The following is a 22734-nucleotide window of genomic DNA, read 5'->3' on the forward strand; positions in this document are numbered from 1 at the left end:
CTCGTCCAACGACGGCGGAAACAGGCTGTCCTGACCGCGCGCCTCTCCCTGGATGTAGCCCATAAACGACAATGCCCGTATCGATCGATACGGGCATTGTCTTCAGCTTCGACTCAGACGGCTAGGTTTTCACACAGTCTGGACTGCGGGGCTTTTTATTGCTTCTCGACTTAGCCGTTGAACACGTCATCCACCGAAGTCAGCGGATAGTGCTTCGGATAGGGCAGGGTCGCTACGCCGGACTCGATGGCGGCCTTGGCCACAGCATCGGAGACAACGGTGATCAAGCGTTTGTCCATGGGCTTCGGAATGATGTACTCACGACCGAATTCCAGGGACGCCACGTTGTAGGCATCGCAGACGTCCTTCGGTACCGGCTCCTTGGCCAGGTCGCGCAGGGCATTAGCGGCAGCGATCTTCATTTCCTCGTTGATGCGGGTGGCGCGCACGTCCAGGGCACCGCGGAAGATGAAGGGGAAGCCCAGCACGTTGTTGACCTGGTTCGGATAGTCGGAGCGACCGGTGGCCATGATCACGTCGCTACGGGTCTCGTGAGCCAGCTCCGGCTTGATCTCCGGGTCCGGGTTGGAGCAGGCGAAGACGATCGGGTTGGCCGCCATGCGCTTGAGGTCTTCCGGGCTCAGCAGGTTGGCGCCGGACAGGCCGACGAACACGTCTGCACCGTCGAGCGCCTCGGACAGGGTGCGCTTGTCGGTCTCGTGCGCGAACACGGCCTTGTACTGGTTCAGGTCGTCGCGACCGGCGTGGATCACGCCTTTACGGTCGATCATGAAGATGTTCTCGACCTTGGCGCCCATGCTCACCAGCAGCTTCATGCAGGAAATGGCGGCAGCACCGGCGCCGAGGCAGACGATCTTGGCTTCGGCCAGAGATTTGCCGGCGATTTCCAGGGCATTGAGCATGCCGGCAGCGGTCACGATGGCGGTGCCATGCTGGTCATCGTGGAATACCGGAATGTCGCACTGCTCGATCAGGGTGCGCTCGATTTCGAAGCACTCGGGCGCCTTGATGTCTTCGAGGTTGATGCCACCGAAGGTAATGGAAATGCGCTTGACGGTATCGATGAACGCCTGCGGGCTTTCAGCGTCGACTTCGATGTCGAATACGTCGATGCCTGCGAAACGCTTGAACAGAACGCCTTTGCCTTCCATCACCGGTTTGGAGGCCAGCGGGCCAAGGTTGCCCAGACCGAGGATGGCAGTGCCGTCGGAAATTACCGCTACCAGATTGCCCTTGCCGGTGTACTTGAAGGCCAGTTCAGGATCACGCGCGATTTCGCGTACCGGCTCGGCAACGCCCGGGCTGTAAGCCAGCGACAGGTCGCGGGCGGTGGCGGTCGGCTTGGTCAGCTCGACACTGAGTTTCCCCGGGCGGGGTTGGGCATGGTATTCGAGAGCGGCCGTTTTCAGATCAGACATTTTGGCATTTCCGCTTTTGCTTGTGACAGACGTGACGGGCGAGCATACGCAAGATGCATGGGGCTAACAAGACCGTTCAGTCACCCGGCGTCAACCCCTCTAACGTACGACTTTTAGCCAATCTCCTGGCCTCGGCTCGCCGATTGGATACAAATTATTGAGCAATCGAATACGATTTTCCAGATCCACTTGCGTACCCGGCAGTTTGCTCTCTCTAGCCAGGCTGGCAATGGTCTGCCCCGACTTCACCTGGATCAGGTGCAGTCGTAATGGCTGGGCCAAGGCTTGCTCTTCCTTCTTCAGCGGGCGGAAGCTCCTGATCACAGACATGAAGTGATCGTCCTGGCTTTCCAGCGAGGCCTGATTGCGAATGGCACCGACGAACAGGTACGCCTTATCGTCCTTGTAGATCACCGCCACTCGCCGCGCCGGACTTCCCGGAAGCACCGCAGTAGCCCCCTGTAGCCCCGCTTGCTGCAACGGCTCCTCCATGGACAGGCGCTGACCGGCCTTTTTTCGCAGGTAGTCTGCGGGCATCAGGGTTGGCTTGCGGCCATCCAGGGTCATGGCGATGAATGCCTGCTGGTCGGCGCTGTGGGTGATCACCGCATCAGGGCGATTGACCAGCCCCCAGCCGTCCGGCAAATGCAGGGTGAAATCCAGTTCAGCGTGGTAGAAGTTCTGGTCACGACGCACGCCAGTTTCCGCCGAATCGCCGAAAGGTAGTCCCTCGAGGTGCTTGAGGAAGACCTCCCGGTTCACCACTTGATTACCGCCAGCCAGCGCGCTTGCCGGCCCCACCACCTGCTGCAGACGGGTATCGTTGTCAGGGTGCGTGTCGAACAGTCCGTGATAACCCGACGGCGGCGCGGATTGGCCCTTGCGCTGGGCCTGGTCGCGGGCGAACTCCTCCTGGTTTTTCAGCACCTTCACCACTTCGATCATGGCCTGAGGGTCATAACCACTGCGCGCCAGGTACTGCGCTCCGAGACCGTCAGCCTCCAGCTCCATATCGCGCCCATAGCCACGCACGAATGCGGTACCCAGCACATTGGTCAGGTCGCCGGCAGCACCGACACCGGTACCGATGGCCACCGCCTGCCCGAGGATGTTCCAGGCGGTGGACTGGCTCTGCTGCTGCACGCTGTGCCGCGCGGTGACATGCCCCACCTCGTGCCCCAGCACCGCGGCGAGTTCAGCCTCGGAGTTCAGGTAGGCCAGCAGTCCGCGGTTGATATAGATGTAGCCACCCGGCAGAGCGAAGGCGTTGATGTCGGGCGAGTCAACCACGGTGAACAGGTAGGAGATGTTGCTGCGGTGGCTGTGACGGGAGACACGCGTCCCCACTTCCTGCACATAGGCCTGCAGCTTTTCATCTGCGTATCGCGGATTCTGCTTGGCGATTTCCTGGTTGTAGCGGCGTCCGAGATCCAGCTCCTGCTGTTCGCTCATCATCACAAAGTTGGTCTTGCCGGTTGCAGGGTTGACTGCACAACCAACCAGCTGGGAAGAAGCGAGCAGTAGCGCCATGACGAGCGCAGCGGATCTCATCGAATCACCTCGAGCATTCCATTGTGGGTAAGGGGGAGCATCCAGCGGGAATCCCTCGTATTAACGCCGCCCCTGCGCGCGCGGTCAATTACCCAGCCCCGCGCCTCTACACGCCGCCCCACCAGGCGCTGCAGCGCGGCCGCATCGAACTGGCGCAGCTGCTTCAGCTCGATCCGCAATACCAGCGGCCCCTCCAGTTGAAGCCAGACGCCGCCGCGGTTGCGATCAACCTTCGTCACTCGCCCCTGCACCAGCGCAAAGCCACTCCGCCGCAGCTGCCAGGGCGACTGCTGGGGCGGGCGACGCCAAAGCCCACGACCAGCCCGACGCGCCGCGCGCTCGGCAATAGCGTGACAATCACTCAGGGCAGCGTTGGGGCCAATGGCGATGCGAAACGCCAAGCCCTCGGCAAGCAGGTGCTCCTCAAGGTTTCGTCCGCGACTGTCGTACAGGTGCGCCAGCGTGCGACCGTACTTGTCTTTCGATTCGCGCCCGAGCCGAAGCCCCACCCGTCCGCCACTGGACTTCACCAGCTCGTCCAAGCGCTGGCGTGCCGCTTTGGCGTAGGGTTCATCCGACCGCCCCTTGCGCGCCAACTCAGGCGCATTCAGACCGATCATACGAATGCTTCGCCCATCGATCAGACGCAGGGTGTCGCCATCAACGACTTTTCGGACTTTATAGGTAGGAAGCTTACCCGGAGCCGGGCAGGCGGCCTGCAGGGCGAAACTCAGTGCCCAGAAAAAGAAAAAGGCGCCTGCTAGAGGCGCCTTTTTTGTCAGCGGGGACATGGCCATTGGGCCTTCCCGGGCTGCTCGGACCCTTACTTGGTGCCGAACACGCCGAAACGCTGCTTGAAGCGATCGATACGGCCGCCGGTGTCCAGAACCTTCTGCTTACCGGTGTAGAACGGGTGGCACTCGGAGCATACGTCGAGGCTGATGTTCTTACCCAGGGTGGAGCGGGTTTTGATGACGTTACCGCAGCTGCAGGTAGCTTCGATCGCTACGTACTCGGGATGGATTTCCGGTTTCATTGCTTGATCCTCAGGTCTGGCGTGCCGCCACCCGACCCTATGTCGAGCACCGCACGGAAACAGGCGGCGGATGATACCAGAGTGAGGGGGCGTTGCAACCAGCCGGCCGCACCGGCTGTCGCGGCGGGCCATGCTAAGATCGCGCCTTTTCCGAAGGGACCGCCCGCTTGCCCGACGCCCTCATTCTGCGCCTTGCCCTGCCCTCTCCGCTGCGCCGCCTGTTCGACTATCGGGCGCCTGCCGGCGTGCCGCGTGCCGCCCTGCAGCCAGGTGTGCGCCTGCGCGTCCCCTTCGGCCGTCGCGAGATCATCGGCGTGCTGGTGGAGCTGGCGGAGACGAGCGAGGTGCCCGCGGACAAGCTCAAGCCCGCCCTCGAACTGCTGGACAGCCGACCGCCCCTGCCGCCGCCGCTGTTCAAGCTGTGCCTGTGGACCGCCCAGTACTACCAGCACAGCCTGGGCGACACCCTGAGCTGGGCATTGCCCGTGATGTTGCGCCAGGGTGAACCGGCCGAGGCACGGCAGGAGCGCTTCTGGCATGCAGCCCCCGGTGCCAGCGTCGACGATCCGCGCCTGGCCCGCGCACCACGCCAGCGCCAGGCCCTGGCTACCCTCGCCCAACACCCCCATGGCGTAGCCCACCAATTGCTCGCCCAGCTGCAGTTGAACAAGGACAGCCTCGATATCCTGCTGGAGAAGGGTCTGGCCCGCGTCGAAGTGCGCCGCCATGCCCCCAGCGAACGCCACGGCCCGCTGCTGGCCCAGCCGGAACTCCCGCTGAACTCGGAACAGCGCGCTGCCTTCGATGCCGTCCACGCCTCCTTTGGCAGCTTCAACGCCCTGCTCCTGGCGGGCGTCACCGGCAGCGGCAAGACCGAGGTCTACCTGCAACTGATCCGCCAGACCCTTGAAGCCGGTAAGCAAGCCCTGGTGCTGATCCCCGAGATCAACCTTGGCCCGCAGACCCTCGAGCGCTTTTCGCGACGCTTCAACGCACGGATTGCCCTGCTCCACTCGGCGGTCAACGACCGCGAACGTCTGGATGCCTGGCTAGCCGCCCGCGACGGTGAGGCCGATATCATCATCGGCACGCGCTCGGCACTTTTTACACCGCTGAAAAATCCTGGCCTGATCATCATCGACGAGGAGCACGACGCCTCATATAAACAGCAGGAAGGCCTGCGCTATCACGCCCGCGACCTCGCCCTGGTGCGCGCCCGCCAGGAGAACATCCCGATCCTGCTGGGCTCAGCCACACCCTCCCTGGAAAGCCTGCAGAATGCCCATGCCGGTCGTTACGGCCTGCTGCGCCTGACCCAGCGGGCCGGTGGCGCCAAGCAGCCACGCTTCCTGCGCCTGGATGTGAAGAGCCTGCCGCTGGACTCCGGCATCTCCATACCGTTGCAGCAGGCAATCGCACAGACCCTGGCCGCCGGCCAGCAAGTGCTGGTGTTCCTCAATCGCCGCGGCTTCGCACCCACCCTGCTGTGCCATGACTGTGGCTGGATCAGCCAATGCCCGCGCTGTGATGCGCGCATGACCCTGCATCAGCGCTTCAACGAACTGCGCTGCCACCATTGCGGCCACACCCAGCGCCAGCCGGCGTGCTGCCCCGATTGCGGAAAGGTTGACCTTCGCCCCGTCGGCGCCGGCACCGAGCGCGCCGAAGAGCGCCTGGCAATCCTCTTCCCGAAAACGCCGGTACTGCGCATCGACCGTGACAGCACCGCGCGTAAAGACGCCATGGACAAGTTGTTCACCACCATCCAGCGCGGTGAGCCCTGCATCCTTGTCGGCACCCAGATGCTCGCCAAGGGGCACCACTTCCCGAGGGTGACCCTGGTGGCCATCCTTGATGCCGACGGCGGTCTGTTCTCCGCCGACTTCCGCGCCAGCGAGCGCATGGCCCAGTTGATCGTCCAGGTCGCCGGACGCGCTGGCCGTGCGGAGGAGCCGGGCCGGGTGATCATCCAGACCCACCTGGCCGACCATCCGCTGCTGGTGCAACTCACCGAACAGGGCTATTTCGCGTTTGCCGAGCAGGCGCTCTCGGAGCGCCGAGCCGCCGGCCTGCCACCCTTCGCCCACCTTGCCCTGCTGCGTGCCGAAGCGCACAAGCCTGGCCAGGCGGAAGCTTTTCTCGACAGCGCCTGCATCGAAGCCGAGCAGCAATTGGCCGAGATGAGCCTCAATGGCGTCGAACTCCTGGGGCCGGTGCCCGCCCCCATGGAACGCCGTGCCGGCCGCTATCGAGCGCAATTGCTGCTGCAGGCCCATGCCCGCGCGCCCCTACACCGTCTGCTGACGCCCTGGAGCCAGGTATTGGAGCAGCTGCCTGGTGGTCGCACAGTGCGCTGGTCGCTGGATGTCGACCCTATTGACCTGTTCTAGCGCGGACCAACCGACCGACAGCACCCACTGGTCCTTGCAGCTCGCAGCTTAAAACTTGAAGCTGCTGCCGCAGCCCACCGATAATGCACAGTTTTCAACCAGTGCCAGCCCTCTCCGGGGCGGCCGGAAGAGCAGAAGATGAAAGACACCATTCGCCAGCTGATCCAGCAAGCCCTGACCCGACTCGCCACCGAGGGCGTGTTGCCCGAGGGCCTCAGCCCGGCCATCCAGGTGGAAAACACCAAGGACAAGAGCCACGGCGACTTCGCCAGCAACATCGCCATGATGCTGGCCAAACCCGCCGGCATGAAGCCGCGCGACCTGGCCGAGAAGCTCATCGCAGCCCTTCCCCAGGACGAGCAAGTGGCCAAGGTGGAAATCGCCGGCCCAGGCTTCCTCAACTTCTTCCAGAACACCCAGGCCCTGGCCCAACGCCTGGAGGCCGCCCTGGCCGACGACCACCTCGGTGTGCGCAAGAACGGCCCGCAGCAACGCGTCGTCGTCGACCTGTCGGCACCGAACCTGGCCAAGGAAATGCACGTCGGCCACCTGCGCTCCACCATCATCGGTGACGGCGTGGCTCGCGTCCTCGAGTTCCTCGGTGACACCGTCATCCGCCAGAATCACGTAGGCGACTGGGGCACCCAGTTCGGCATGCTGCTGGCGTACATGCAGGAGCAGCCGGTGGGCAGCGATGCCGAGCTGAGCGACCTGGAGTCTTTCTACCGCGCCGCCAAGAAGCGCTTCGACGAGTCCGAGGAGTTCGCCAACCGCGCCCGCGAGCTGGTGGTCAAGCTGCAGGCCGGCGACCCCGATTGCCTGCGCCTCTGGAACCGTTTCAACGACATTTCCCTGAGCCACTGCCAGGCCGTCTACGACCGCTTGGGCGTCAAGCTCACCATGGCTGACGTGAAAGGCGAGAGCGCCTACAACGACGACCTGCCCAACGTCGTTGCCGACCTGCGCGCCAAGGGCCTGCTCACCGAGAGCGACGGCGCCCTGTGCGTGTTCATGGACGAGTTCAAGAACGCCGAAGGCAACCCCCTGCCGCTGATCGTACAAAAAGCTGGCGGCGGTTACCTCTACGCCACCACCGACCTGGCCGCCACCCGCTACCGCGCCAATGTGCTCAAGGCCGACCGCGCGCTGTACTTCGTCGACCAGCGCCAGGCCCTGCACTTCCAGATGGTCTTCGCAGCTGCGCGCCTCGCTGGATTCGTGCCCGCGTCGTTCGAGATGGAGCACATGGGCTTCGGCACCATGAACGGTGCTGACGGCCGCCCGTTCAAGACCCGCGATGGCGGCACTGTGAAGCTGATCGATCTGCTGGATGAAGCCGAACAGCGCGCCTACGACCTGGTCAAAGGCAAGAACCCTGAGCTGGACGAGGCCGAGCTGCGCTTGATTGCCCGCGCCGTAGGTATCGGCGCCGTGAAGTACGCCGACCTGTCCAAGCACCGCACCAGCGACTACAGCTTCAACTTCGAGCTGATGCTGAGCTTCGAGGGCAACACGGCCCCCTACCTGCTCTACGCCTACACCCGCGTAGCCAGTGTGTTCCGCAAGCTCGGCAAGGACTTCTCCGAAGTCGACGGCCAGATCATCCTTGCCGCCGACCAGGAACAGGCACTGGCTGCCAAGCTGGCGCAGTTCGCCGATACCCTGGGCAACGTCGCCGAGAAGGGCGTCCCGCACCTCCTCTGCGCCTACCTCTACGACCTGGCCGGTCTGTTCTCCAGCTTCTACGAGAACTGCCCGATCCTCACCGCCGACGACCAGGCTACCCAGCAGAGTCGCCTGCGCCTCGCCGCGCTGACCGGCCGCACCCTGAAACAGGGTCTTGAGCTGCTCGGCCTGCAAACCCTGGAACGTATGTAACGGACTATGGCGAAGAAAAAAGCTGCACCCAAGCGCGGGGCCAGCCGCTACCAGGCGCCGGCCAAGAAGCCAGTGCCCGGCTGGGTCTGGCTCGCCATCGGACTGGTCATCGGTGGCTTCGTCGTTTTCCTGAACCAGCTCGAGCCGGGCCGCGACGAAGTACGCCGGACCAAGCCAGAGCAAGCCGCGACCGGTGCCGCCAGCGGCAAGGCCGGCAGTGATGCCGGCAAGCCACAGGCCAAGCCCGCACCGCAGCCCCAGGAGCCAGTGAAGCCGAAGTACGACTTCTACACCCTGCTGCCGGAGTCCGAGGTCATCGTGCCGCCGGAAGCGGTGCCCAAGGAGACGCCGCCCACACCGCCCGAGCAGAAGCCGGTCACGCCGGAGGAAGCCGCCAAGATCGACGCGGCGCGCGCCCAGGCCGCCCTCAACGGCGAGACCCCGCCCCCGCCGCCGGTGGTGGCCAAGGCGCCGGTCACCAACCAGTTCTTCCTCCAGGCCGGCTCGTTCCGCAAGCGCGACGACGCCGACCAGGTGCGTGCACAGATCATCCTGCTCGGACAAAACGTCCAGGTGGAGTCCGGCACCGTTCGCGAAGAAACCTGGTACCGCGTGCTGGTTGGCCCCTTCGCCAATCGCGAGCAGCTCGCCTCGGCACAAAAGCAGCTCGCCGGCAGCGGATTCAGCAATTTGCTGTTACAGCAGCGCCAGAGCCGTTGAGTCCATTGATAACCTTGCCCGGTTGAAAACCCGGGCAGGACCCCCCATCTGAGTTTCCATTCGGGCATTTCGCCCCGCTGCGTGGAGACTCTCCCCTTGACCACCATCGTTTCAGTCCGCCGCAACGGCAAAGTCGTCATGGGCGGCGACGGCCAGGTTTCCCTCGGCAACACCGTCATGAAGAGCAACGCCCGCAAGGTCCGTCGCCTCTACCACGGCCAGGTCCTGGCCGGCTTCGCCGGCGCCACGGCCGACGCCTTCACGCTGTTCGAACGCTTCGAGGGCCAACTGGAAAAGCACCAGGGCCACCTGGTCCGGGCCGCCGTCGAGCTGGCCAAGGACTGGCGCACCGACCGCTCCCTGAGCCGCCTGGAAGCCATGCTCGCCGTCGCCAACAAGGATGCCTCGCTGATCATCACCGGCAATGGTGATGTGGTCGAACCCGAGCACGGCCTGATCGCCATGGGCTCCGGCGGCGGCTTCGCCCAGGCCGCTGCCCTGGCGCTGCTGCAACACACAGAACTGTCCGCTCGCGAAGTGACCGAGACCGCCCTGAACATCGCCGGCACCATTTGCGTGTTCACCAACCAGAACCTGACCATCGAGGAGCTGGACAGCGCCGAGTAAGGCCGCTGTCCCGCAATGGAGCAATTTTCATGTCCATGACGCCCCGCGAAATCGTCCACGAACTCAATCGCCACATCGTTGGCCAGGACGACGCCAAGCGCGCCGTCGCCATCGCCCTGCGCAATCGCTGGCGCCGCATGCAGCTGCCGGCCGAACTGCGCGCCGAGGTGACGCCGAAGAACATCCTGATGATCGGCCCGACCGGTGTCGGCAAGACCGAAATCGCCCGTCGCCTGGCCAAGCTGGCCAATGCGCCGTTCATCAAGGTGGAAGCCACCAAGTTCACCGAAGTCGGCTACGTTGGCCGTGACGTCGAGTCGATCATCCGCGACCTGGCCGATGCCGCCGTGAAGATGATGCGCGAGCAGGAAATGCACCGCGTGCGCTACCGCGCCGAAGACGCCGCCGAAGACCGCATCCTCGACGCCCTGCTGCCCCCGGCCCGCACCGGCTTTGGCGATGAGCAGCCACGCGAGGACTCCAACACCCGCCAGCTGTTCCGCAAGCGCCTGCGCGAAGGCCAACTGGATGACAAGGAAATCGACATCGAAGTGGCCGAGTCCCCGGCTGGCGTGGAAATCATGGCCCCGCCCGGCATGGAGGAAATGACCAACCAGTTGCAGAACCTCTTCTCCAACCTCGGCAAAGGCAAGCGCAAGACCCGCAAGCTGAAGGTCAAGGAAGCCATGAAGCTGGTGCGCGATGAAGAAGCTGCACGCCTGGTCAACGAGGAAGAGCTGAAAGCCGCCGCCCTGGAAGCGGTTGAGCAGAACGGCATCGTCTTCATCGACGAGATCGACAAGGTGGCCAAGCGCGGTAACGTTGGCGGCGCCGATGTATCCCGTGAAGGTGTGCAGCGCGACCTGCTGCCGCTGATCGAAGGCTGCACCGTGAACACCAAACTGGGCATGGTGAAGACCGACCACATCCTGTTCATCGCCTCCGGCGCCTTCCACCTGTCCAAGCCCAGCGACCTGGTGCCGGAACTGCAGGGCCGCCTGCCGATCCGCGTCGAGCTGAAGGCACTCTCTCCGCAAGACTTCGAGCGCATCCTCACCGAGCCCCACGCCTCGTTGACCGAGCAATACAGCGCACTGCTCAAGACCGAGGGCCTGAACATCGAGTTCGCTCCGGACGGCATCAAGCGCTTGGCGGAGATTGCCTGGCAGGTCAACGAGAAGACCGAGAACATCGGAGCCCGACGCCTGCACACCCTGCTCGAACGCCTGCTGGAAGAGGTGTCTTTCAGCGCCGGCGACCTCGCCGCGCAGCATGACGAGACGCCGATCCTCATCGACGCCGCCTACGTCAACGGCCACCTCGGCGAACTGGCACAGGACGAGGACCTTTCGCGCTACATTCTCTGACAGGCGCGTATCACGGACAGCCGGCACTCGCCGGCTTTCTGTTTTTGGAGACTTCGAAATGCGAATTCCCAGCGGTATCGAACTGCACAAGACCTCCAGGACCTTGACCCTGAAGTACGGGCCGGAGGAAAGCTACACCCTGAGCGCCGAGTTCCTGCGTGTGCACTCTCCCTCGGCAGAGGTCCAGGGCCACGGCAAGCCCATTCTCCAGTACGGCAAGCTGAATGTCGGCCTGAGCAAGCTGGAACCGGCCGGCAACTATGCCCTGAAATTGACCTTCGACGACGGCCACGACAGCGGCCTCTTCACCTGGGACTACCTCTATCAGCTCGCCACCCGTCAGGAAGCGCTGTGGAACGACTATCTGCAGGAGCTTGCAGCCGCGGGCCGTTCGCGCGACCCCGACGAATCGGTGGTCAAACTCATGCTCTGAAGCGGTGCAGTCCGCGCCCCATACCGGCCCTTGCCGCCCAAGGTTAGGGCGCATTTTCTAAACGCTCGCGACATACTCCCGCTGCAGCGAACTCTCTGCGGTCAGCTTGCGCAAACTGACAAACTCGGGTAACCAAGTTCTGGCAGGTTCCATGCATTTGGCATCGCCAGATACAGAGAAATACGCGAAGTTCGCTTCGCCTTCCCGGTAACCCGAGCGTGTCAGCGCGCTAGTCCGCCAGGGCGCTGTTCGACTCAGGACAATGGAGCGTCGTAGATGAGCAACAAGAACAATGAAGACCTGCAGCGCCAGGCCTCGGACAACACCCTGAACCTCAATCCGGTGATAGGTATCCGCGGCAAGGATCTGCTGTCTTCAGCACGGATGGTGCTGTTGCAAGCCATCAAGCAACCTTTCCACAGTGCAAAACACGTCGCCCATTTCGGCCTGGAATTGAAAAACGTGTTGCTTGGCCAGTCCGGTCTGCAACCGGAAGCCGATGACCGTCGCTTCAATGATCCGGCCTGGAGCCAGAACCCGCTGTACAAGCGCTATCTGCAGACCTACCTCGCCTGGCGCAAGGAGCTGCACAGCTGGATCGACGAGAGCAACCTCTCGTCACAGGATGCCAGTCGCGGCCACTTCGTCATCAACCTGATGACCGAGGCGATGGCGCCCACCAACAGCATGGCCAACCCGGCCGCAGTCAAACGGTTCTTCGAGACCGGCGGCAAGAGCCTGCTGGATGGCCTCTCCCACCTGGCCAAGGACATGGTGAACAACGGCGGCATGCCGAGCCAGGTCAACATGGATGCCTTCGAGGTCGGCCAGAACCTCGCCACGACCGAAGGTGCGGTGGTTTTCCGCAATGACGTGCTGGAACTGATCCAGTACAAGCCCATCACCGAGAGCGTGTACGAACGCCCGCTACTCGTGGTGCCGCCCCAGATCAACAAGTTCTACGTCTTCGACCTGTCACCGGAGAAGAGCCTCGCGCGCTTCTGCCTGCGCAGCAACCTGCAGACCTTCATCGTCAGCTGGCGCAACCCGACCAAGGCGCAGCGCGAGTGGGGCCTGTCCACGTACATCGAGGCCCTCAAGGAGGCCATTGACGTCATCCTGAAGATCACCGGCGCCAAGGACCTCAACATCCTCGGCGCGTGCTCCGGCGGCATCACCACGGTCGCCCTGCTCGGCCACTACCAGGCCATTGGTGAAACCAAGGTCAATGCCTTCACCCAGATGGTCAGCGTGCTCGACTTCAACCTCGATAGCCAGGTCGCGCTGTTCGCCGACGAGCAGACCCTCGAAGCCGCCAAGCGCCGCTCGTACCAGGCCGGCGTACTGGAAGGCAAAGACATGGCCAAGGTCTTCGCCTGGATGCGCCCCAACGACCTGATCTGGAACTACTGGGTCAACAACTACCTGCTGGGCAACGAACCGCCGGCCTTCGACATCCTCTATTGGAACAACGACACCACGCGTCTGCCTGCAGCGTTCCATGGCGAACTGGTGGAAATGTTCAAGACCAATGCCCTGACCCGTCCAAATGCCCTGGAGGTCTGTGGCACGCCCATCGACCTGAAGCAAGTCACCAGCGACTTCTTCTGCCTTGCCGGCACCACCGACCACATTACCCCCTGGGAAGCCTGCTACCGCTCGGCGCTGCTGCTGGGCGGCAAATGCGAGTTCGTGCTGTCCAACAGCGGCCACATCCAGAGCATTCTCAACCCACCGGGCAACCCCAAGGCACGCTTCTCCACCGGCAGCGAGATGCCGAAAGATCCGAAGGCCTGGCTGGAAAATGCGACCAAGCACGCCGACTCCTGGTGGCTGCATTGGCAGCAGTGGATCGGCGAACGCTCCGGCAAGACCAAGAAAGCCAGCTTTACCCTGGGCAACAAGGCCTTCCCGGCCGGTGAAGCCTCGCCCGGCACCTATGTGCACGAGCGATGAGAGATTGCGCCCTGCGCACCACTGCCCATGGCACCAGGATGTGCCTTGCGCGCCGCTGGCAGCTGCCAGCGGCGTTGGTCAGGCACCGCCTGGCAAATTCGGGAGGAGCCACGGTTGGTTCCTCCCGACTTTCTAATCAATAGGGCTCCGCGCATGCCGCTACCTTTCGTTTTCCGAACCATCGAGCTGGACGGCCAGACCATCCGCACCGCCGTCCGCCCGGGTCAGTCGCACATGACGCCACTGCTGATCTTCAACGGCATCGGCGCCAACCTCGAACTGGTGTTCCCCTTCGTCCAGGCACTCGACCCGGACCTGGAGGTGATCGCCTTCGACGTGCCCGGTGTCGGCGGATCGTCCACCCCGAGCAGGCCCTACCGCTTCTCCAGTCTGGCCAAGCTCGCCGCGCGCATGCTGGATTACCTGGACTACGGCCAGGTCAGCGTCATTGGGGTGTCCTGGGGCGGCGCCCTGGCCCAGCAGTTCGCCCACGATTATCCGGAGCGCTGCAAGAAGCTGATCCTCGCGGCCACCTCGGCCGGTGCCGTGATGGTGCCGGGCAAGCCCAAGGTGCTCTGGCGCATGGCCAGCCCGCGACGCTACATCCAGCCGTCCTACGGCGTGCATATCGCCCCGGACATCTACGGCGGCGCCTTCCGTCGCGATCCCGGCCTGGCCATGGCCCACGCCAGCAAAGTGCGCTCCTCCGGCAAGATGGGCTATTACTGGCAGCTGTTCGCCGGGCTCGGCTGGACCAGCATCCACTGGCTGCACCGTATCCGCCAACCGACCCTGGTGCTGGCCGGCGACGACGACCCGATCATCCCGCTGGTGAACATGCGCTTGCTGGCCTGGCGCATCCCCAATGCGGAACTCCACGTGATCGACGACGGCCACCTGTTCCTGGTGACCCGCGCTGAAACGGTGGCGCCGATCATCATGAAGTTCCTCGCCGAGGAACGTCAGCGGGCGGTGATCCACCCCCAGGCCGTGCCGCTACGGAGCGGTTAACACCGCAACCGCTCCCTTGTGGGGCGGTGCATCGACGCCCGAACCAGAGCGGTGCGCATTGTCATCAACTTGAATTCTGCCCGCGATAGTCTGGAATGCACTTCGGGCTGCTGATGGTACAACCCTTGCTGTAGACCTCCAGAACCACGGACCGAATACGGAGCGATGCCCCATGCGAGAAAAACAAATCCCGGGCACCTTGCCGGTACCTGCCGCTTTCATGAATGCACAGAACGCGATTGTCGGCTTGCGCGGCAAGGATCTGTTTTCCACCGTACGCAACCTGGCACTGCAAGGACTGCGGCATCCGGTCCACAGTGCACGGCATGTGCTTGCCTTTGGCGGCCAGGTCGGTCGCGTGCTGCTCGGCGATACCCTGCACCAGCCAAATCCGCAGGACAGCCGCTTCGTCGACCCCTCCTGGCAGCACAACCCCTTCTACCGCCGCGGCCTGCAGGTCTACCTGGCCTGGCAGAAGCAGCTCGGCGCCTGGATTGACGAGAGCGACCTCAGCGACGACGACCGCGCCCGTGCCCGTTTCGTCCTCGCCCAATTGAGCGACGCCCTCTCGCCCACCAACAGCCTGCTCAACCCGCAGGCCGTGAAGGAGCTCTTCAACACCGGTGGTTTCAGCCTGATCAAGGGGCTCGGCCACCTGGTCGACGACCTGCTGCACAACGACGGCATGCCCAGTCAGGTCAGCAAGCATGCCTTTGAGGTTGGCCGTAACCTCGCCACGACCTCCGGTGCAGTGGTCTTCCGCAACGAGCTGCTGGAATTGATCCAGTACAAGCCCATGAGCGAAAAGCAGTACCTGCGCCCGTTGCTGGTGGTGCCGCCACAGATCAACAAGTACTACATCTTCGACCTCGCCCCGGACAAGAGCTTCGTCCAGTACGCCCTGAAGAACGGCCTGCAAGTGTTCATGGTGAGCTGGCGCAACCCCGATGCACGCCATCGCGAATGGGGCCTGTCCACCTACGTGCAGGCGCTGGAGGAAGCCTTCGAAGCCTGTCGCGCGATCACCGGCAGCAAGGAAGTCAACCTGATAGGCGCCTGCGCTGGCGGCCTGACCATCGCCGCACTTCAGGGCCACCTGCAAGCCCGCCGCCAGCTGCGCAAAGTCACCAGCGCCACCTACCTGGTCAGCCTGCTGGACAGTCAACTGGACAGCCCCGCAGCGCTTTTTGCCGACGAGCAGACCCTGGAAGCTGCCAAGCGCCGCTCGTACCAGGCAGGCGTGCTGGACGGCAAGGACATGGCCAAGGTCTTCGCCTGGATGCGTCCCAACGACCTGGTGTGGAACTACTTCGTCAACAACTACCTGCTGGGTCGTGAACCCCCGGCCTTCGACATCCTCTACTGGAACAACGACAACACCCGCCTGCCTGCGGCGCTGCACGGCGACATGCTGGATTTCTTCAAGCACAACCCGTTGACCCGCAGCGGTGGCCTGGAAATCTGCGGCACCCCGATCGATCTGCAGAAAGTCACGGTGGACAGTTTCAGCGTCGCAGGCATCAACGACCACATCACTCCCTGGGACGCGGTCTACCGCTCGACCCTGCTGCTGGGTGGTGACAGCCGCTTCGTGCTGTCCAACAGCGGCCACATCCAGAGCATCCTCAACCCGCCGGGTAACCCCAAGGCCAACTTCTACGAGAATGGCAAGCTGAGCTCCGACCCACGCGCCTGGTACTACGACGCCAAACACGTGCAAGGCAGTTGGTGGCAGCAGTGGCTGGGCTGGATCCAGGAGCGCTCCGGCGAGCAGCGGGAAACCATCATGGCCCTGGGCAACCAGGACTACCCGCCCATGGAAGCCGCGCCCGGCACCTATGTACACGTGCGCTGACACCCTTGGAGGCCGGCCGGGCAATGCACCGGCCGTCCCTTCCCCCTTCTACGGAACGTTTGGCAAGAACCCTGGATGAAAACCCGCGACCGCATCCTCGAATGCGCCCTCGACCTGTTCAACCGCAACGGCGAACCCAACGTCACCACCCTGGAAATCGCCACCGAGCTGGGCATCAGCCCTGGCAACCTCTACTACCACTTCCATGGCAAGGAACCACTGGTGATGGAGTTGTTCGCGCGATTCCAGGACGAACTCGCGCCGTTGCTCGACCCACCCGCCGACGCACAACTCGACGCCGAAGACTACTGGCTGTTCCTGCACCTGATCGTCGAGCGCCTGTCCCAGTACCGTTTCCTGTTCCAGGACCTGTCCAACCTGGCCGGACGCCTGCCAAAGCTGGCCCGCGGCATGCGCAATTGGCTGAACGCCCTCAAGCGGACCCTGGCCTCGCTTCTGGCCCGGCTCAAGGCGGAGCATCAGCTGACCAGTGATACCGAGTCCCTTGGCCAACTGGTGGAGCAGATCACCCTCACGCTGTTGTTCTCCCTCGACTACCAACGCGTGCTGGGCAGCGGCGGCGAGATTCGTCTGGTGGTCTATCAGGTGATGATGCTGGTGGCTCCGCATCTGCGGCCCGGCGCGCGACACGCCGCAGAGAGCCTGGCCAGGCGCTATCTGGAAGCCTGAAACGCAAACGCCCGGACAAGCCGGGCGTTTGCGTCATACCGATAAAGCTCAGGACTGGCTGGTCGGCGGTGTTGCCGATGCTGCCGGAGCCGGTGCCGCCGGTGCCATGCTGGGAGCCGGAGCAGCTGCGGCGGCCGGAGCAGACGGAGCCGGGCTCGCGGCAGGTGCAGCAGGCTTGGCAGCCTTTGGCGCAGCGGGCTTCTTCACTGCCGGTTTCTTCGCGGCGGCAGGCTTGGCAACCGCCGGCTTGGCAGCGGGCTTCGCTGCGGCCGGTTTGGCAGCGGCAGCTGGCTTCGCGGCAGCTGGTTTGGCAGCGGCTTTCACTGCCGGTTTGGCCGCTGCAGCCGGCTTGGTAGCCGGTTTCGCCGCGGCTTTGACAGCAGGCTTGGCCGCAGGCTTCGCAACGGCGGGTTTGGCGGCCGCGGCCTTGGCTGCAGGTTTCGCAGCGGCGACCTTGGCAGCCGGCTTGGCAGCGGGTTTAGCCGCAGGTTTGGCAGCCGCCTTGACTGCAGGCTTGACCGATTTGGCCGACACGCCCGTGAGTTTCTCGAGCTGCTTGGTCAGGGCATCCACCTTGCCTTGCAGATCCTTCACTTCGGTGCGGCTGGGCACGCCAAGACGGGAAATGGCACTGTTCAGACGCTTGTCGAAAGCCTCTTCCAGCTCGCCCCATTTGCCGATCGCCTTGCCCTTGACCTCTTCGACCTTGGACTTGGCCGTACCCACGCGGGAGCCGACCTTCGACTTGACCGCGTCTACTTGCTTGTCCACCTCGGTCTTGGCCTGCTTTTCAGCCTTCTCACCGTCCTTGACCAGCGTATCGAACAGCTTGTTGCCGTCGTTGCTGATCTTCGAGTAGGCCCCCAAGCCAGCCAGCCAGATCTGGCGCGAGTATTTCTCGATCTCGCCGATCCAGGAGTTGGTGTCTTTATCGGTTTTCTTTTTGCCAGCCATCCTGCTCTCCTTATTTGGTTCGCGCGACGTGCTCGAGCAACGCGCTCAGCTCATCAAGCTTAGCAGAGAGTGCCTCAACGTCCTGCCGGGAGGGAATACCAATGCGGTTGAGTGCACTGGCCACTCGGTTGTCGAAAGCCTTCTCGATCTTGTCGAGTTGAACCTCGACCTTTTCCTTCACACCGGTGACGCTGCTCTTGACACTGTCGAACTGAGTGTTGGCGGCTTCGACCTGCTCGTCCACCAGCTTCTTGCCCTGCTTCTCGACGCCTTCGCCGGCCTTCACCAGCTCCTTGAAGTAGTCGACACCCTCGGCGCCAGCCTTGGCGTAGGCACCCAGGCCAGCCAGCCAGATTTTGCGGGCATAGAGCTTCACGTCGGCAACGACGGTGGACTTGCTTTCGGCTTTCTCGACTTTCTTCTTGACGGCTACTTTGGCCATGGTGCACCTCACGCGGAATGGTAGATGACTCGCCCTTTTTCAGGACTTGAGCGCAAGGTAGCGAGGAAAATTAGAAACCGCATACTAGCCGCGAGATGGGGCATTTCGGGCGAGGCACGGCGGGAGCGAATCCATTGACGAAGGGCCGCGAAGCGGCCCCGGAAAAGCTCCTGGCTCAGACCAGATACTCATCCAGCGCCTTCTCGATTTCCCGCTTGATGCTCCCGCTCATGGCCGACAGCAGCAGGCCCAGCTTGACCTCCACCCGCACCTTGGCATCACTCACCTCGATCGCCCCTTCGGCGCCGCTGCGCTTGAACTCCAGGGTGTCGCCGCGCCACTGGTAACGCACGTCGTACTCGCGCGCCAGGCGCTCAGCCAGTTTTTCGGCTTTCTCCCGGACGGCCTCGTGGCCTAGGGCATGGGAACGTTCGACGTGGATGCGGGACATTGGCAACTCCTGACTGCGACTTTCGGTCGCGCGACTATAGCGCGCCCACCCTGGCCGCCGCACGCCGTTGCCAAGACAAAGCCGGACGCGGGCATTAGAATGGCCGCCATTCAATTCCGGTGGCAGCGACATGAACGATCCTCGCAAAGGCAACGACGCCGAACCCACGACCCACTTCGGTTATCAACAGGTCCCCGAGAGCCAGAAGGCCGACAAGGTCGCCGAGGTGTTCCACTCGGTGGCAGCCAAGTACGACCTGATGAACGACCTGATGTCCGGCGGCGTCCACCGCCTGTGGAAGCGCTTCACCATCGAGCTGTCCGGCGTCCGCCCGGGCAACCGCGTGCTGGACATCGCCGGCGGCACCGGCGACCTCACCCGCCAGTTCTCGCGCCTGGTGGGCGTGACCGGTGAAGTGGTGCTGGCCGACATCAACGCCTCCATGCTCAAGGTGGGTCGCGACAAGCTGCTGGACAGCGGCGTCGCCGGCAACGTCAGCTTCGTCCAGGCCGATGCCGAGAAGCTGCCCTTCCCCAACAACCACTTCGACGTGGTCACCATCGCCTTCGGCCTGCGCAACGTCACCCACAAGGACGAAGCCATTCGTTCCATGCTGCGCGTGCTCAAACCGGGCGGCCGCCTGCTGGTCCTGGAGTTCTCCAAACCCACCAGCGGCCTGCTGTCCAAGGCCTATGACGCCTACTCCTTCAGCCTCCTGCCGCTGATGGGCAAGCTGATCACCAACGACGCCGAAAGCTACCGCTATCTGGCCGAGTCGATCCGCATGCACCCGGACCAGGAAACCCTGAAAGCGATGATGGTCGAGGCCGGTTTCGAACGGGTCACCTACCACAACATGACGGGCGGCATCGTCGCCCTGCACCGCGGCATCAAGCCCTGATGCTGACCCAGGCGCTGCTGGCCGGTATCGAGCTCGGCCTCAACCGGGTGCTGACCCTGGACAGCACCGCGTTGCCGCGCATGGCCGCGCTGGAAGGCAGCGTCATCGAAGTCGACTGCCAAAACCCCGCGCTGACCTTGTTCCTGCTTCCCGGAGGCGATGGCCTGAAGCTTTCCGCCCACTGGTCCGCTCCCGCCGATTGCCGCCTGCGCGCACCGGCCAGCAGCCTGTTGAAGCTGGCCACCACGCGGGAGAAGACCGCCGTCCTGCACAGTCCGGAAGTGACCCTGGAAGGCGACAGCGCTGCGCTGCTGGAACTGGCTGCCATCCTCCAGGACCTAGAGCTGGACTGGGAGTATGAGCTGTCACGCTGGCTCGGCCCGGTAGGCACCCAACTGCTCGCCGGCCACTTGCGCAGCCGGGCCAACTGGGCCGGACAGGGCCTGGACAGCCTGCGGCAGAACCTCGCCGACTACCTGGCCGAGGAGTCGCGTACCCTGGTGGGCCGCCGTGAAGCCGACGCGCGCTTTGCTGAACTGGATCGCCTCAAGCTCGCCCTCGACCGCCTCGACGCCCGCGTCGAGCGTCTGAACCAGAGACTCAAGCCCAACGCATGAAGCTGCTCGCCGCCCGCCGCCTGTTGCGCATCCAGCAGGTCGTCATCCGCTACCGCCTCGATGACCTGCTGCTCGAACTGCCGCTGCCCTGGTGGCTGCGCACGCTGAGCTACGCCCTGCCCTGGCGCTGGCTACCGCGCAAGGAACTGACCCTTTCCCGTGGCGAGCGCCTGCGTCTGGCCCTGGAAGACCTCGGCCCGATCTTCATCAAGTTCGGCCAGTTGCTCTCCACCCGTCGCGACCTGATGCCGCCGGATATGGCCGATGAACTGGCGCGCCTGCAGGACCAGGTACCGCCCTTCGCACCGGCGAAGGCCGTCGCGCGCATCGAGGAACAACTCGGCGCCAAGGTCAGCGAAGTGTTCGCCCGCTTCGACGTCGAGCCGCTGGCCTCGGCTTCGGTGGCCCAGGTCCACGCTGCCCAACTCAAGAGCGGCGAGGAAGTGGTCGTCAAGGTGATCCGCCCCAACCTGCGGCCGATCATCCGTCAGGACCTCGCCTGGTTGTTCACCCTCGCCGGCCTGGCCGAGCGCGTGTCCGCCGATGCCCGCCGCCTGCGCCCGGTGGAAGTGGTGAGCGACTACGAGAAGACCATCTACGACGAGCTCGACCTGCTCCGCGAAGCGGCCAACGCCAGCCAGCTGAGGCGCAACTTCGACGGCTCGCCGCTGCTCTACGTCCCGCAGGTCTACTGGGACTGGTGCCGCCCCAAGGTGCTGGTGATGGAACGCATCTACGGCATCCCGGTGACCGATCTGGCCACCCTCGCCGACCAGCGCACCGACATGAAACTGCTGGCCGAGCGCGGCGTGGAGATCTTCTTCACCCAGGTGTTCCGCGACAGCTTCTTCCACGCCGACATGCACCCCGGCAACATCTTCGTTGCCACCCGCCAGCCCTGGAACCCGCAGTACATCGCCATTGACTGCGGCATCATCGGCAGCCTCACCCCCGAGGACCAGGACTACCTCGCGCGCAACCTGATCGCCTTCTTCAAGCGCGACTACCGCCGCGTGGCGCAGTTGCACATCGATTCCGGCTGGGTGCCGCCGGAAACCAAGGTCAACGATTTCGAGGCGGCCATCCGCACCGTCTGCGAACCGATCTTCGAAAAGCCGCTCAAGGACATCTCCTTCGGTCAGTTGCTGCTACGCCTGTTCCAGACCGCGCGCCGCTTCAACATGGAAGTCCAGCCGCAATTGGTGCTGCTGCAGAAAACCCTGTTGAACATCGAAGGCCTGGGCCGCCAGCTCTACCCCGACCTGGACCTGTGGAGCACTGCGCAACCGTTCCTCGAGCGCTGGATGCGCGAACGGGTCAGCCCTTTGCACCTGCTGCGCAACCTACAGCAACAGGCCGAGCAGGTACCGCACCTGTCGCAGATCGCTCGCGACACCCTGGAGCGCCTGGCCCAGCCCATCAGCGCCCCGCAGAAGGCCGAACAACCGATTGGCGCCCAGTGGCCGGCACGTCTGCTCGGCGCCCTGCTGATCGCCGGCGCAGCCACGCAAGGCCTGGCCCCCACGGCCGAAACCTGGCCCAGCTGGCTGATGCTGGCCGGCGGTCTATATCTGGTGCTGCGCCGATAGCCAGCCCCGAGTGGCACTGGCACACTATTTCGATCCGAGTGCCGGCCCCGTGAGGCCGGCCCAGTTGTGGAAGACACGATGAAAGACTGGCTGGAAGAGATTCACTGGAATGCCGAAGGCCTGGTCCCGGCGATTGCCCAGGACCACAAGACGGGTCGCGTGCTGATGATGGCCTGGATGAACCGCGAAGCCCTCGCCCTCACCGTTGCCGAGAATCGCGCCATCTACTGGTCACGCTCCCGTGGCAAGCTGTGGCGCAAGGGCGAGGAGTCCGGCCATGTGCAGCACCTCCACGAGCTGCGCCTGGACTGCGACGCCGACGTCGTCATCCTGCGGGTCGAGCAACTGGGCGGCATCGCCTGCCATACTGGACGCGAAAGCTGCTTCTACCGCGTCTTCGAGGACGGCGGCTGGAAGACCGTCGACCCCGTGCTCAAGGACCCGCATGCCATCTACGCCGCAGGACACAGCCATGAGTGATACCCTCGCCCGCCTGGCCGAGGTGCTGGAAGAGCGCAAGAATGCCGCGCCTGACAGCTCCTATGTCGCCAGCCTGTACCACAAGGGCCTGAACAAGATCCTGGAAAAGGTCGGCGAAGAAGCGGTGGAAACCATCCTCGCCGCCAAGGACGCCGCCGTCAGCGGCGACCACAGCGACCTGATCTACGAAACCGCCGACCTCTGGTTCCACAGCCTGGTCATGCTCGCCGCCCTCGGCCAGCACCCCCAGGCCGTGCTCGATGAACTGGACCGTCGCTTTGGCCTGTCCGGGCACGCCGAAAAGGCTGCCCGCGAGCCTTCCGCCTGACAAAGACAATCAAGAGGAA

Annotated in this window: 22 protein-coding genes; 15 read left to right on the forward strand and 7 right to left on the reverse strand. The window is 63.9% G+C overall.

The window, feature by feature from the left end:
* Positions 1 to 170: 170 nt before the first annotated feature.
* The 4 genes from G559_RS0119180 to rpmE all read right to left on the reverse strand — a co-directional run bounded on the left by G559_RS0119180 (position 171) and on the right by rpmE (position 4026).
* Positions 171 to 1439 (reverse strand): malic enzyme-like NAD(P)-binding protein, encoded by a 1269-nt coding sequence (locus G559_RS0119180; protein ID WP_028629798.1) that lies wholly within the window; start codon positions 1437 to 1439, stop codon positions 171 to 173.
* A gap of 99 nt (positions 1440 to 1538) precedes the next feature.
* Positions 1539 to 2990: a M48 family metalloprotease gene (locus G559_RS0119185; protein ID WP_028629799.1), complete on the reverse strand. Its 1452-nt coding sequence runs from the start codon at positions 2988 to 2990 to the stop codon at positions 1539 to 1541.
* On the reverse strand, positions 2987 to 3787 hold the full coding sequence (locus G559_RS0119190) for a thermonuclease family protein (RefSeq protein WP_028629800.1): 801 nt from the start codon (positions 3785 to 3787) through the stop codon (positions 2987 to 2989). Before G559_RS0119190 ends, G559_RS0119185 begins: the two co-directional genes overlap by 4 nt.
* Positions 3788 to 3813: 26 nt before the next feature.
* Entirely contained in the window at positions 3814 to 4026 is a 213-nt protein-coding gene (gene rpmE / locus G559_RS0119195; RefSeq protein WP_028629801.1) for a 50S ribosomal protein L31, read from the reverse strand.
* A 167-nt stretch (positions 4027 to 4193) separates the two neighbouring features.
* Between rpmE and G559_RS0119200 the strand changes: the two genes are divergently transcribed.
* From G559_RS0119200 to G559_RS0119245, 10 genes are all read left to right on the forward strand, one after another.
* A complete protein-coding gene (locus G559_RS0119200; protein ID WP_028629802.1) occupies positions 4194 to 6416 on the forward strand; it encodes a primosomal protein N' in 2223 nt (740 codons plus the stop codon).
* A gap of 138 nt (positions 6417 to 6554) precedes the next feature.
* Positions 6555 to 8294 carry an arginine--tRNA ligase gene (gene argS, locus G559_RS0119205; RefSeq protein ID WP_028629803.1) on the forward strand — a complete coding sequence of 580 codons (1740 nt, stop codon included), beginning with the start codon at positions 6555 to 6557 and terminating at the stop codon, positions 8292 to 8294.
* Positions 8295 to 8300: 6 nt separating this feature from the next.
* On the forward strand, positions 8301 to 9014 hold the full coding sequence (locus G559_RS0119210) for an SPOR domain-containing protein (protein ID WP_028629804.1): 714 nt from the start codon (positions 8301 to 8303) through the stop codon (positions 9012 to 9014).
* 96 nt (positions 9015 to 9110) lie between these two features.
* Complete coding sequence (gene hslV / locus G559_RS0119215) at positions 9111 to 9641, forward strand: ATP-dependent protease subunit HslV (protein WP_028629805.1); 531 nt, start codon at positions 9111 to 9113, stop codon at positions 9639 to 9641.
* 29 nt (positions 9642 to 9670) lie between these two features.
* Entirely contained in the window at positions 9671 to 11008 is a 1338-nt protein-coding gene (gene hslU / locus G559_RS0119220) for an HslU--HslV peptidase ATPase subunit (protein ID WP_028629806.1), read from the forward strand.
* Between the two features lie 58 nt (positions 11009 to 11066).
* On the forward strand, positions 11067 to 11441 hold the full coding sequence (locus tag G559_RS0119225; protein WP_028629807.1) for a gamma-butyrobetaine hydroxylase-like domain-containing protein: 375 nt from the start codon (positions 11067 to 11069) through the stop codon (positions 11439 to 11441).
* Between the two features lie 276 nt (positions 11442 to 11717).
* Entirely contained in the window at positions 11718 to 13397 is a 1680-nt protein-coding gene (phaC, locus tag G559_RS0119230) for a class II poly(R)-hydroxyalkanoic acid synthase (protein WP_028629808.1), read from the forward strand.
* Positions 13398 to 13550: 153 nt separating this feature from the next.
* The gene (gene phaZ / locus G559_RS0119235) at positions 13551 to 14408 is read left to right on the forward strand and encodes a poly(3-hydroxyalkanoate) depolymerase (RefSeq protein ID WP_028629809.1); all 858 of its coding nucleotides are present in this window, start codon (positions 13551 to 13553) and stop codon (positions 14406 to 14408) included.
* Positions 14409 to 14580: 172 nt separating this feature from the next.
* Positions 14581 to 16263, forward strand: coding sequence for a class II poly(R)-hydroxyalkanoic acid synthase (gene phaC / locus G559_RS0119240; protein WP_028629810.1), 1683 nt, complete (start codon positions 14581 to 14583; stop codon positions 16261 to 16263).
* A 75-nt stretch (positions 16264 to 16338) separates the two neighbouring features.
* Positions 16339 to 16953, forward strand: coding sequence for a TetR/AcrR family transcriptional regulator (locus G559_RS0119245; protein WP_028629811.1), 615 nt, complete (start codon positions 16339 to 16341; stop codon positions 16951 to 16953).
* Between the two features lie 48 nt (positions 16954 to 17001).
* Here G559_RS0119245 and G559_RS0119250 read toward each other — a convergent pair whose 3' ends face one another.
* The 3 genes from G559_RS0119250 to G559_RS0119260 form a co-directional block, all read right to left on the reverse strand.
* Positions 17002 to 17907, reverse strand: a complete 906-nt coding sequence (locus tag G559_RS0119250; protein ID WP_028629812.1) for a phasin family protein — start codon at positions 17905 to 17907, stop codon at positions 17002 to 17004.
* A 10-nt stretch (positions 17908 to 17917) separates the two neighbouring features.
* Entirely contained in the window at positions 17918 to 18349 is a 432-nt protein-coding gene (locus tag G559_RS0119255; protein ID WP_028629813.1) for a phasin family protein, read from the reverse strand.
* A 175-nt stretch (positions 18350 to 18524) separates the two neighbouring features.
* Positions 18525 to 18800 carry a polyhydroxyalkanoic acid system family protein gene (locus G559_RS0119260; protein ID WP_028629814.1) on the reverse strand — a complete coding sequence of 92 codons (276 nt, stop codon included), beginning with the start codon at positions 18798 to 18800 and terminating at the stop codon, positions 18525 to 18527.
* A 130-nt stretch (positions 18801 to 18930) separates the two neighbouring features.
* Between G559_RS0119260 and ubiE the strand changes: the two genes are divergently transcribed.
* The 5 genes from ubiE (at position 18931) to G559_RS0119285 (ending at position 22715) form a co-directional block, all read left to right on the forward strand.
* Entirely contained in the window at positions 18931 to 19701 is a 771-nt protein-coding gene (ubiE, locus tag G559_RS0119265; RefSeq protein ID WP_028629815.1) for a bifunctional demethylmenaquinone methyltransferase/2-methoxy-6-polyprenyl-1,4-benzoquinol methylase UbiE, read from the forward strand.
* Positions 19701 to 20318 (forward strand): ubiquinone biosynthesis accessory factor UbiJ, encoded by a 618-nt coding sequence (locus G559_RS0119270; RefSeq protein WP_028629816.1) that lies wholly within the window; start codon positions 19701 to 19703, stop codon positions 20316 to 20318. The genes ubiE and G559_RS0119270 overlap by 1 nt, the downstream gene beginning before the upstream one ends.
* On the forward strand, positions 20315 to 21907 hold the full coding sequence (ubiB, locus tag G559_RS0119275; protein ID WP_028629817.1) for a ubiquinone biosynthesis regulatory protein kinase UbiB: 1593 nt from the start codon (positions 20315 to 20317) through the stop codon (positions 21905 to 21907). Before G559_RS0119270 ends, ubiB begins: the two co-directional genes overlap by 4 nt.
* A 78-nt stretch (positions 21908 to 21985) precedes the next feature.
* On the forward strand, positions 21986 to 22387 hold the full coding sequence (gene hisI / locus G559_RS0119280) for a phosphoribosyl-AMP cyclohydrolase (RefSeq protein ID WP_028629818.1): 402 nt from the start codon (positions 21986 to 21988) through the stop codon (positions 22385 to 22387).
* Complete coding sequence (locus G559_RS0119285; protein ID WP_028629819.1) at positions 22380 to 22715, forward strand: phosphoribosyl-ATP diphosphatase; 336 nt, start codon at positions 22380 to 22382, stop codon at positions 22713 to 22715. Before hisI ends, G559_RS0119285 begins: the two co-directional genes overlap by 8 nt.
* Positions 22716 to 22734: the final 19 nt, after the last annotated feature.

It is taken from the genome of Metapseudomonas resinovorans DSM 21078, from assembly GCF_000423545.1.
Taxonomy (GTDB): Bacteria; Pseudomonadota; Gammaproteobacteria; order Pseudomonadales; family Pseudomonadaceae; genus Metapseudomonas; species Metapseudomonas resinovorans.

Excerpts from the sequence above, each read along its gene's own strand:
- G559_RS0119180 (WP_028629798.1), bottom strand. The coding sequence starts at position 1,439 with ATGTCTGATCTGAAAACGGCCGCTCTCGAATACCATGCCCAACCCCGC.
- G559_RS0119210 (WP_028629804.1), top strand. The coding sequence starts at position 8,301 with ATGGCGAAGAAAAAAGCTGCACCCAAGCGCGGGGCCAGCCGCTACCAG.
- hisI (WP_028629818.1), top strand. The coding sequence starts at position 21,986 with ATGAAAGACTGGCTGGAAGAGATTCACTGGAATGCCGAAGGCCTGGTC.
- G559_RS0119185 (WP_028629799.1), bottom strand. The coding sequence starts at position 2,990 with ATGAGATCCGCTGCGCTCGTCATGGCGCTACTGCTCGCTTCTTCCCAG.
- G559_RS0119225 (WP_028629807.1), top strand. The coding sequence starts at position 11,067 with ATGCGAATTCCCAGCGGTATCGAACTGCACAAGACCTCCAGGACCTTG.
- ubiB (WP_028629817.1), top strand. The coding sequence starts at position 20,315 with ATGAAGCTGCTCGCCGCCCGCCGCCTGTTGCGCATCCAGCAGGTCGTC.
- G559_RS0119250 (WP_028629812.1), bottom strand. The coding sequence starts at position 17,907 with ATGGCTGGCAAAAAGAAAACCGATAAAGACACCAACTCCTGGATCGGC.
- G559_RS0119190 (WP_028629800.1), bottom strand. The coding sequence starts at position 3,787 with ATGGCCATGTCCCCGCTGACAAAAAAGGCGCCTCTAGCAGGCGCCTTT.
- G559_RS0119255 (WP_028629813.1), bottom strand. The coding sequence starts at position 18,349 with ATGGCCAAAGTAGCCGTCAAGAAGAAAGTCGAGAAAGCCGAAAGCAAG.
- ubiE (WP_028629815.1), top strand. The coding sequence starts at position 18,931 with ATGAACGATCCTCGCAAAGGCAACGACGCCGAACCCACGACCCACTTC.
- argS (WP_028629803.1), top strand. The coding sequence starts at position 6,555 with ATGAAAGACACCATTCGCCAGCTGATCCAGCAAGCCCTGACCCGACTC.
- G559_RS0119245 (WP_028629811.1), top strand. The coding sequence starts at position 16,339 with ATGAAAACCCGCGACCGCATCCTCGAATGCGCCCTCGACCTGTTCAAC.
- rpmE (WP_028629801.1), bottom strand. The coding sequence starts at position 4,026 with ATGAAACCGGAAATCCATCCCGAGTACGTAGCGATCGAAGCTACCTGC.
- phaC (WP_028629808.1), top strand. The coding sequence starts at position 11,718 with ATGAGCAACAAGAACAATGAAGACCTGCAGCGCCAGGCCTCGGACAAC.
- hslU (WP_028629806.1), top strand. The coding sequence starts at position 9,671 with ATGTCCATGACGCCCCGCGAAATCGTCCACGAACTCAATCGCCACATC.
- G559_RS0119270 (WP_028629816.1), top strand. The coding sequence starts at position 19,701 with ATGCTGACCCAGGCGCTGCTGGCCGGTATCGAGCTCGGCCTCAACCGG.
- G559_RS0119260 (WP_028629814.1), bottom strand. The coding sequence starts at position 18,800 with ATGTCCCGCATCCACGTCGAACGTTCCCATGCCCTAGGCCACGAGGCC.
- G559_RS0119285 (WP_028629819.1), top strand. The coding sequence starts at position 22,380 with ATGAGTGATACCCTCGCCCGCCTGGCCGAGGTGCTGGAAGAGCGCAAG.
- phaC (WP_028629810.1), top strand. The coding sequence starts at position 14,581 with ATGCGAGAAAAACAAATCCCGGGCACCTTGCCGGTACCTGCCGCTTTC.
- phaZ (WP_028629809.1), top strand. The coding sequence starts at position 13,551 with ATGCCGCTACCTTTCGTTTTCCGAACCATCGAGCTGGACGGCCAGACC.